8 protein-coding genes are annotated in these 10,085 nt (G+C 41.8%); all 8 read left to right on the top strand.

Features of this window, described 5'->3' with window-relative positions; translation table 11 throughout:
- Positions 1–528: helix-turn-helix domain-containing protein (locus BN1067_RS16705; protein ID WP_199868547.1), on the top strand; the 528-nt coding region annotated here is incomplete at its 5' end.
- 54 nt (positions 529–582) lie between these two features.
- Complete coding sequence (locus tag BN1067_RS16700) at positions 583–2,013, top strand: glycoside hydrolase family 1 protein (protein ID WP_053219958.1); 1,431 nt, start codon at positions 583–585, stop codon at positions 2,011–2,013.
- Positions 2,014–2,179: 166 nt separating this feature from the next.
- Positions 2,180–2,992: an ROK family protein gene (locus BN1067_RS16695; RefSeq protein WP_234400721.1), complete on the top strand. Its 813-nt coding sequence runs from the start codon at positions 2,180–2,182 to the stop codon at positions 2,990–2,992.
- Positions 2,993–3,109: 117 nt separating this feature from the next.
- Complete coding sequence (locus BN1067_RS16690; RefSeq protein WP_053219956.1) at positions 3,110–3,421, top strand: hypothetical protein; 312 nt, start codon at positions 3,110–3,112, stop codon at positions 3,419–3,421.
- Between the two features lie 650 nt (positions 3,422–4,071).
- Positions 4,072–4,683: a 3'-5' exonuclease gene (locus BN1067_RS16685; protein ID WP_110943536.1), complete on the top strand. Its 612-nt coding sequence runs from the start codon at positions 4,072–4,074 to the stop codon at positions 4,681–4,683.
- An 80-nt stretch (positions 4,684–4,763) separates the two neighbouring features.
- Positions 4,764–5,174, top strand: a complete 411-nt coding sequence (locus BN1067_RS20295; RefSeq protein WP_234400720.1) for an ROK family protein — start codon at positions 4,764–4,766, stop codon at positions 5,172–5,174.
- Between the two features lie 10 nt (positions 5,175–5,184).
- The gene (locus BN1067_RS20290; RefSeq protein WP_234400719.1) at positions 5,185–5,658 is read left to right on the top strand and encodes an ROK family protein; all 474 of its coding nucleotides are present in this window, start codon (positions 5,185–5,187) and stop codon (positions 5,656–5,658) included.
- A gap of 179 nt (positions 5,659–5,837) precedes the next feature.
- Positions 5,838–9,965 carry a bacterial Ig-like domain-containing protein gene (locus BN1067_RS16675; RefSeq protein WP_053219954.1) on the top strand — a complete coding sequence of 1,376 codons (4,128 nt, stop codon included), beginning with the start codon at positions 5,838–5,840 and terminating at the stop codon, positions 9,963–9,965.
- The last annotated feature ends 120 nt before the right edge of the window (positions 9,966–10,085 follow it).

Genomic DNA, 10,085 nt, shown 5'->3' with positions numbered 1-10,085 from the left:
TCTGTGGCAAGGGGAGTAGTTTCCTCTGTTTATGAAAGGTATCAGGGGTTAATGAGAAAAAAGACCGATTTGGATGCGACTTTGCTTCATTCACTCGACTTTCAGTGCTACAACACGTATCAGGCAATCCAGTTTTTGTTTGAAAACGATATCAGAAATCTGATGAATAAGTGCCAGTTAACTCATGTCGAAAACAACAACTGGTTGATGGAGCGTGCGGAAACCTACATAAAGAATTATTACACTACAGACATCAAAGCACAGGAAGTAGCCGATGTCATCAATATTTCCCCGAATTATTTTAGTTCTTTGTTCAAACAAAGAACTGGCAGGAATTTTAATGAATATGTGAATGTACTTCGGGTCGAACAAGCGAAGACACTACTCGCCGACACTCCTTTCAAAGTAAGAGAGGTCGCAGAACAGGTCGGCTACCATGAATACAAATACTTTGTAGAAGTCTTTAAAAAATTTGTAGGGATGACTCCGACAGAGTATCGAAAATGGAACACGACCCCAGTAAAGTGAATCGGCGGATTTACTGTTGCCGAATTCCAATATTACCAAAAAGGAGCGATAACGATGCAAACAAAAACGATTCGAGTACCAGAGAATTTCATGATTGGAGCAGCAGTATCCGCCTGGCAGACAGAAGGCTGGTCAGGGAAAAAAGATAGTCAGGATTCCTATTTGGATTTATGGTACAAAAATAATCAAAATGTCTGGCATGACGGGTTCGGACCGGCTGTAGCCACCGATTTTCGCAATCGCTATAAAGAGGATATCGGTTATATGAAGGAAATCGGTCTGACGCATTTCCGGACTTCCATCAATTGGTCTCGATTTCTAGAAGATTATGAAAATGCTGTTGTTGATGAAGATTATGCTGCCTATATCGATGACATGATCAATGAATTAATCGCGAACGGTATAGAACCGATGATTTGTCTGGAGCATTACGAAGTACCGGCTGTTCTATTTGAGAATTATGGCGGCTGGAACTCAAAGCATGTTGTCGAGCTTTTTGTAAAATATGCAGAGAGAGTGTTCGAGCGGTACGGTGACAAAGTCCGGCATTGGTTCACTTTCAATGAACCGATTGTTGTTCAGACAAGGGTATATTTGGATGCCATCCGTTATCCCTTCGAACAGAATACAAAGAAATGGATGCAATGGAACTTTAACAAGGCACTTGCCACAGCCAAGGTGGTTTCTTTGTTTAATAAAAGAGGGCTGAACCAACGGGGGAAAATAGGTGTTATTTTAAATCCAGAGGTCACTTATGCCCGATCTTTGTCGCCTCACGACCAGGAGGCGGCCCGAATTTATGATTTGTTTTTTAATCGTGTCTTTTTGGATCCCTCAATTAAAGGGGAATATTCTCAGGAACTATTCGATTTAATGGCAAAACATGATATAACATTTGAGCATACGAAAGAAGAACTACGAATCATACAAAACAATACGGTCGATTATGTAGGGCTCAATCTTTATTTTCCACATCGTGTCCAGGCTCGTACATCAGCCTGGAACGAAGGGGCCCCTTTCCACCCCGCCTTTTATTACGAAAAATTTGACCTGCCTGGCAAAAAAATGAACCCATACCGAGGGTGGGAAATCTATCCGCAAATTATGTACGATATGGGCGTTCGAATGAAAGAAGAGTATGGCAATATCGAATGGTTCATTGCCGAAAATGGAATGGGAGTAGAAAACGAACAGCGTTTCAAAAATAAGGATGGCATGATTGAGGATGATTATCGAATAGAATTTATCAGTGACCATTTAAAATGGCTGCTAAAAGCAGTCGAAGAAGGCGTGAATTGCAGGGGGTATATGCTATGGGCATTTTCTGATAATGTTTCCCCGATGAATGCATTTAAAAATCGTTATGGTCTCGTCGAGATCAATTTAGAAGATAACAGGAACCGCAATCTTAAAAAATCTGCCTACTGGTATCAGCGGTTAATTGCCGAAAGACAATTCGAAACGATAGTTGACGAGTATAAGTGAGATGACCGTTCATTCATAAGGATAAACACGGAGAAGAAATCGGTTCGCTTTAAGTGAAAGAGGAGAGGAGAAAAGCCGTGGATCATGTTTTAGCAGTAGATATAGGCGGACATTTCTAAAGTATGGGATTGTTACTAGGGAGGGGGATATCCTTTCAAGCAGCAAAATGAAGACACCGAAAACGATCGATGAATTGCTATTATTTCTTGAATCCCGAGCAATGTCTCAACCTCTTCTTACCGGAATTGCTGTGAGTTCGCCGGGAGCCGTATCAGAGGCTGGCTTTGTCTATGGTTCGAGTGCTGTCCATTATCTCCACGGTCCTAACATGAAAGAGTTGATCAAGGAAAGAACTGGATTGCCGGTTTTCATGGATAATGATGCCCACTGTGCTGCTTATGCAGAGATATGGAGAGGGGCGGCGGCAGGTAGAAAGGATGTAATGGTAATGGTTATCGGGACGGGAATTGGCGGAGCTGTTGTGAAAAATGGAGAGCTGCATAAAGGAGATCGTTTGCACGGCGGAGAGTTTGGTTACATGCTGCTTACCCCTGATATCCATAGTAGTGACGAAGTCTGGAGCCGGATTGCTTCTGTAAAAGCCCTCGTAAAAAAGGTTGCGAAGAAAAAGCGGCAAGATCCATCAAGGCTGACTGGAGAAAAAATATTTGAAATGGCAGAAACTGGCGATCCTGTTTGCCGTGAGGCAGTGGATGAGTTTTACCATCTATTGGCAGTCGGGATTTATAATTTGCAATATATTTATGATCCGGAAATCATTCTTATCGGTGGTGGAATAAGTGCACGTCCAGATTTAATAGAACACATAAACGGCAAGCTGGACAGGATTCTTGATTTAATTGATTTAGCTCAAATTAAGCCGCGCATTGAAGCCTGCCATTTCCGACAGAATGCCAATATACTTGGTGCCGTATATGGGTGGCTGAAACAAGAACAAGATAGTAGAGAAAGGATATAAAAAAACGAAGATTAAAAAATGTTAAATGAAATACTAATTTATTGGCGTTTCATTTGATTTTCCCTCCTGTGTAAGTAAAAATGGGTGTAGTGAGATTTTATGCAGGAGGATAAGTATATGGGACTATTTGGCGGAAATAATGAAAAGAAACAATCAAAAGAAGAAAAGCAGCTGCAAAAATTTATGGAAAAATATCAGTTAGAGGATTTGGATGAAAAGGATTTGGTAGTTCTCCAACGGATTGCCAACGATTTGGCAGGTAATAATTTTTTTAAGGCCGGAATGGCATTAAGTTTTGCAAAAGCAGAAGAACAGGCAAAAGTTACCTATTTATCTACTCTGGTAGAACAGAATTGGATGATTATACGCCAATTAGGACGGATGAATAGTAACATGGAAGAATTGTTGAAAAAACAAGAGCAAAAATAGCAGGTGAAAAGGTGCTTTTTAAAGGCTGAAACCCTAGGGTTTGGTCTTTTTTAAAAGGATTAGAAGAATTTATGGTTTTATCTTGATGGTGGTGGTGTTTCTCTATCTTGATATAGGCTGGATCAGTGTGTGCGAAAAAAACTCCTTTCCTTTGTTCCCCTAAAGTTATGCTGTACTCATATGTTTGTTGATGACGCACCTTACGAGTACATGGGAAACATCATCATTACCACACAACCTGTTTGTACAGAATGACCTTCAACCAGTTACTCCGATTAATGGTTAAAGAGACTCTATAAAATGAAATAGTGCGGGAGGAAATCAGCGAGACTCCTCCGAAAAAACGGACGATCGAGGCCCTAGTCCGAATTTGAGAGTAGGCACGTGCGTCCGGGAAACGAATTCTTTTGATGGAAGTTACCTTTCGATAGAGAGCTTGCGGAGTGTAGAGTTCACCAACTCATTTGCAAGAGAAACAACTTTTCTTCAATGCATCTGGACTGTCTTGTTTCATTACATTTTCCTGCTAGGTTTTAAATTCATTTTGTTGTGGCAAAAATTAAAAAAAGACTATTTTTTGTTTGTCCATGACAAGTATTATATAATAAACCTTTAATAGTGAGGAAATAACCTCATCTGGAGGGAATATTTTGCAAATTGCAGCTATAGACTTTGAAACAGCGAATCGTTACCGTACGAGTGCCTGTTCGATTGGTGTTGTGATTGCCAATGAGAACGGCATAATAGATGAATTTTATAGCTTGATTAACCCATTGATGGAGTTCGATTCTATGAATACGTATATCCATGGGATCGAGGAACAAGATGTCGTTGACGCACCAACCTTTGATGAGCTATGGCCGACATTAAAGCCGTATTTATCCGGCAGGCTGGTCGTCGCCCACAATGCTAGTTTTGACATGAGTGTATTGCGACAGACATTGGATCGATTCGAACTTACTTATCCGGAATTTGATTACCTTTGTACGGTCACCATGTCGAAAAAGGTTTGGCCGGAATTGCCAAATCATAAATTGCATACAGTTGCGGGTCATAATGGAATCGAATTTTACCACCACAATGCTTTAGAGGACGCAAGGGCTGCGGCGTTATTAATGGTGGAAGCAATAAAGCTTCAACAGGTCGAGGACCTTAACGCCTTGGCAGCCTTCTATGGATGTAAAAAAGGAAGGGTTTATGAGCGAGGTTATTTCCCTCCCAAAACCGAGAAAAGACGGCGGAAATCAGCTAATCGGAAATAAAGAAGGCAGCCACAGGCTGCCTTCTTTGTTTATCTGCATTCATGGCAGCACAATCATATAGAAATGGAGTGGATGGAGGAATGAAAAACTATCTAGCATTTGATATAGGCGGTACCTTTATTAAATTTGCTTTAGTTCAGGAAGACGCGACAATTTTGGAGGAAACAAAATCGGCAACACCTGAAACGATTGATGGATTAATAGAATTGATAACGAAGTATGCCGGAGAAAATCCAGAAACTGCAGGTATAGCAATCAGTGCACCTGGTGCCGTTTCAGGAGAAGGTATAATATATGGAGCCAGTGCTTTACCATATATTCACGGACCCAATTTGTTACAATTGGTAAAGGAAAAAACGAAGTTACCGGTTTTTATGGAGAATGATGCCAACTGTGCTGGTTATGCAGAGGTTTGGAAAGGAGCCGCCCAAGGTAAGCAAAACGTGCTGGCTGTTGTAATCGGTACCGGAATCGGGGGGAGCGGTTATTAAAGATGGAATCTTGCATAAAGGGGCCAATCTACATGGTGGCGAGTTTGGATATATGCTTTTACGGCCGGATTTGAGCGAAGAAAATATTACGTGGAGTGCGACTGCATCAACCGCAGCTTTGATTCGTCACGTAGCAGCCGAAAAGCAAGTAGACAATCGTTCACTGACTGGAGAAGCTATTTTTGATATGGCGGAAGCTGGAGATCTTGTATGTTTAAAGGCGATCGAACGTTTCTACCATCATTTGGCTGTAGGCATTTATAACTTGCAGTACATATACGATCCGGAAGTCATTTTAATTGGTGGAGGAATTAGTGCCAGACCAGACTTGATTGACAAAATTGACGAGAAACTAGCAATGATTCTTCGTAAAGTGGATATTGCTACCGTTAAGCCTAAGATAGCAGCCTGTCATTTTCGGCAAAATGCGAATCTGCTTGGCGCGGTATATGGGTTACTGAAGCAGCTTTATCCTTCTCTATAGACGAGGAAAAAACATAAAAATAGGTAAATTGTAGGAATTTTCAGCAAACTCGGTTGACAATCTGTTGACTGAGTTTTATGATACAGCACATAACAACGTTGTTATAAAATGAAAGCGTTTGCTTGGAGGGGGGGAAAGTCGCAAGGTTTTGAAGGATAGAAAATAGGAGGAGTGAATAAATGAAGGAAAAATGCTTTCGCTTGTTGATTGTTTGTGCCATTTTTTTGCTGTTATTTGGTAATCTTACCACGACTGTTTTCGCTGCTCAAACCTACTTGAATACCGATGAATGGCAGTTTGCTGCATTCGGATCCAATACAAGTGAAGAAAAAAATCCGCCTCCGGTATTTCATGAAGATGGGTCTTTCAGTATAGATGCGGCCGGTGGAAAAATAGCGAGCAGTGAAGAAGGATTGTCTTATTACTTTAAGGAGATATCCGTTCAGTCTAATTTTGAATTCCATACGAGAGTGAAGGTGGATCGCTATAACCCAGACAGTCAACGTTCTTTTGGATTAATGATTCGGGACCAAGTAGAAGGAAATGGAGATTCCGGCAAAGCGGCTTCCAATTATTTGGCCGTCGGGGGGCTGGATGATAAAATGCGTGGTTTTTATAACCAGGACGGTTTAACTAAAATGGATTCCTTTTCAGATAGTAACCCTCCCGTGACAGGTGAAGTTTATGACTTATCCATTAAAAAGTCCGGGGAAGCGTATGAAGTTGCGGTCAACGGAGAACAACAGGTGGTTACTCTTACAGAAAGCTTTTCAGACAATTTATATGTCGGGTTTTATGTGGCTCGTGAGGCTGCTGTTACTTTTGATGATTTTTCTGTCGAAGTAATAAAACCGGAACCGGACAAGCTGCTACTCGATGCTGAAAATATGAAGAAAGATTATTTAATCGGGGAAAAGCTCGAACTAGAAGGACTTCAAGTTACAGCTGTTTATCCTGATGGCAGCACACAGCTGCTCGATACGGAGCAATATTTTGTTACTGGCTTTGACAGTATGGAAGCAGGCGACAATCAGATTACCTTCCATTATGGAGGTGCTTCGGCTGTTTTGGATTTGACCATCCGCGAATTAGTCCTTACAGATTTGCGGGTCAAATACTATCCAGCCAAGTTGGATTATCATTTGGATGATTCTTTTGAAGCAGATGGATTGGTTGTGGAGGGTGAATATGACAATGGTTACCTGGTAAAGGAGCTTGATGAAGAGATGCTCCGGTTTGTTATTAATGGAGAAGACATCGATTCCTCGGACTATCGATTTACCGAGCCAGGTGTCAAGACGGTAACGGTTCAATCAAAGCAAGAACCTAGCATCACAAGTTCGTTTGATGTTTCTGTTTCTAACGCAGCACTTACCGGATTGGAGATTGAACAGCTTCCGGAAAAGACTACCTATTACCCGGGGGATGAGTTGGATTTGGCTGGTTTGATCGTCAATGCAACTTACAGTGATGGCACTACGGAACGGGTAATGCTACAGCAGCTAACTGCATCTGATATCGATGATGAAGTAATCGGAGAACAGCAGGTAAAGCTTTTTTATAAGCATGCCGAGACAGCCTTCTCCGTTAAGGTACAAGAAAACGGAGTAAGAGGTTTGAAGCTTGTTAACTACCCTAAAACTACCTATCATATTGGGGAAGACTTTGATTCTAGCGGTATTCAAGTCGGAAAATTCTACGCAAATAAAAACGTGGAGCTAATCGATGAATCAGATTATGAAATAGACATTTCTAGATTTGATAAGGAACGCGTTGGAGTTTATACTGTCGAGATTATCCCGAGTATTGCTGATATCGAACCGGTTACCTTCGAGGTTACCGTAAGGGAAACTTCTGAACCGGAGTGGAAAGTAACCCAGTTTGGTCAATCAACAGGAGCGGAGAAAAACTATATCGAACCATTGAGTGATGGAGGAATCCGGCTGGTTGCGGAGCCTGGAGCCGGCAAAATCACCGGTGATCATGACGGCATCACTTTTTATTATACGGAACTGGATGCGGAAGCGGATAATTTCCGGATTTCGGCTGACATTAAGGTAAATGAATATGCCAAAAGCCCAGCCCATGATGGACAGGAATCGTTTGGTATCATGGCAAGGGATGCAATCGGGGAGGAAGATGATTCAAGTGTTTTCGCCTCAAATATAGCAGCGATTGGTGGCTTCAGCGGCGGAACTCAGGAGGAAAATGGTACCCAACTGTTTATCCGGACAGGGGTAGAGACGCCAGATGGAGCTGGCAGCAATGGCATAATGAAAAACATGTTGAAGGCCGAAAAGCCCGGACTTGAAAACACCTACCCCGAAAATGATTATCGTCTAACACTTTCCAAGACTAACAGTGGCTTTACAGGTCAATTAAATGATGGGGAGCAAGCAATATTTTTTGAACCGGAAATATTAAATGTTCAGGACGCTAAGATGTACCTAGGGTTTTATGCAGCACGACTGGCTGATATCGAAGTTCATAATCTGGAGTTTGAGTCAACAGCTCAAGCTACTGATCCACCCAAAGTTGTCCCGCCCCACGAGCCGATTGAACCCGAGCTGAATGTACTATCACGCACTACTGCTTCTGAAACAGACTATGAATTATTGGTGCAACCTAACGTAGATGGTTTCGTCACCATTAGGCAAGGTATGGACACAATTGTCCGTTACCAGCCGATTCAGGCAGAGGAGACGAGTGTTTTTTCAACTGAATTGGAAGCAAGTGCGGATAATGACTTTAGCATATCTTTTATACCAGATGATACGCAGGATTTAACCAATTATAATAAAATAATACGTAACTATACGGTTACCATGAAGACATACCGGAACGGTCAGGATATTCACGTTTCTCCCGATGGGAATAATCTGGGAAACGGTACAAAAGACAATCCGCTTGACCTTGACACGGCAATTGCCTATGTCCAGCCAGGTCAAAAAATTATTCTTGCTGATGGAACGTATAAGCGGAAAGAGAGATTACTGATTGAGAAGTTTAATGATGGAACGAAAGAAAAAAGGAAGTATTTGATGGCGGAGGAAGGGGCAAGCCCTGTAATCGATTTTGACAAAAAATCCGAAGGGGTGGTATTGAGCGGTGACTATTGGCATGTAACCGGTATTGACTTTACAGGGTCAGCTGGGAATACAAAGGGATTCACGGTAGGAGGTAGTCATAACACTATTGAAAATAGCAGATTTTATGGAAACGGAGATACCGGTCTGCAAATAAGCCGCACAAGTCCAGATTCAGCCCGAGAAGATTGGCCGTCTCATAATTTGATTTTGAATAGTGAATCTTTCGATAACCGTGATCCCTCTGAAAATAATGCAGATGGATTTGCCGCTAAACTGACAGCGGGAGAGAACAACGTTTTCCGTGGCTGCATTGCACACCACAATATTGATGACGGGTGGGACTTATATACAAAGGCAGGAACAGGGGCAATCGGCTCCGTCCTGATTGAGGATAGTATTGCTTATCAAAATGGCACTCTTACCGACGGCACGGTCGGTGACGGGGATAAAAACGGTTTCAAACTAGGTGGGGAAGGGATACATGTACCGCATGTCATAAAAGATAGTATCGCATTCAGCAACGGTGCGGCTGGTTTTACTAGTAATAGTAATCCTGGAGTTATTGCAGTGAATAATGTCTCCTATGATAATGCAGGTGGTAATATCGATTTTTCTACCTATAGTACGATTGAACCTGATTTTACGATTGATGGTTTTGTATCTTACCAAACGCAGTATAATGTACGTGATTCTTTGCCGAGTGAACTGGTTTCCGAGTCGAACTTTTTCTTTAACGGAGATTCCTCGGAAAACAGCAATGGTGTACAGCTTACTGATGCAAGTTTTGTCAGCTTGGAGCCTGCATTGCCATACCAGCGCGATGGAGAAGGGAATATTATAAAGGGAGGTTTTCTTCAGGTTCTATTGCCAGCAGCAGTCACCATCGACCCGTCTGTCATCAAAAAAAGACAGGGGCAAGAGAATAAGTCTAGTAAACAAGGAGCTAAGCTAAACGTGTTTATTGAATTGAATCGGGCTATAAATCCAGAAGACATAGAGGAAAAAACGGTCAGATTAGACGGAGATTTGCAACCAGTCAGTGGAAAATCAGCCAAAATAGTGGACCATGACAATGATGGTACCCAAGAGCTGAAACTACAATTTTCCAAAAGTGAACTGGAAAGGAAACTCGAAAAAGGTGACCAGATGATAACGTTGAACGGAGAGCTTGTCTATGGACTTCCTTTTCAGGGGAAGGTGGAAGTACTAGTTAAATAGAAGACGTGCGGCTGCCCCATAAGTCTCTTATTAGACTAATGGGAGCCGCTTTTTTTATAATTAAAATCAAATCTAGTCTTTAAAGAAAAATGCGAAAGAAAAGACTTGAAAATCATCAGA

It is taken from the genome of Virgibacillus senegalensis (assembly GCF_000821245.2).
GTDB lineage: Bacteria > Bacillota > Bacilli > Bacillales > Amphibacillaceae > Sediminibacillus > Sediminibacillus senegalensis.
This window is presented reverse-complemented; position numbering and strand designations above follow the sequence as displayed.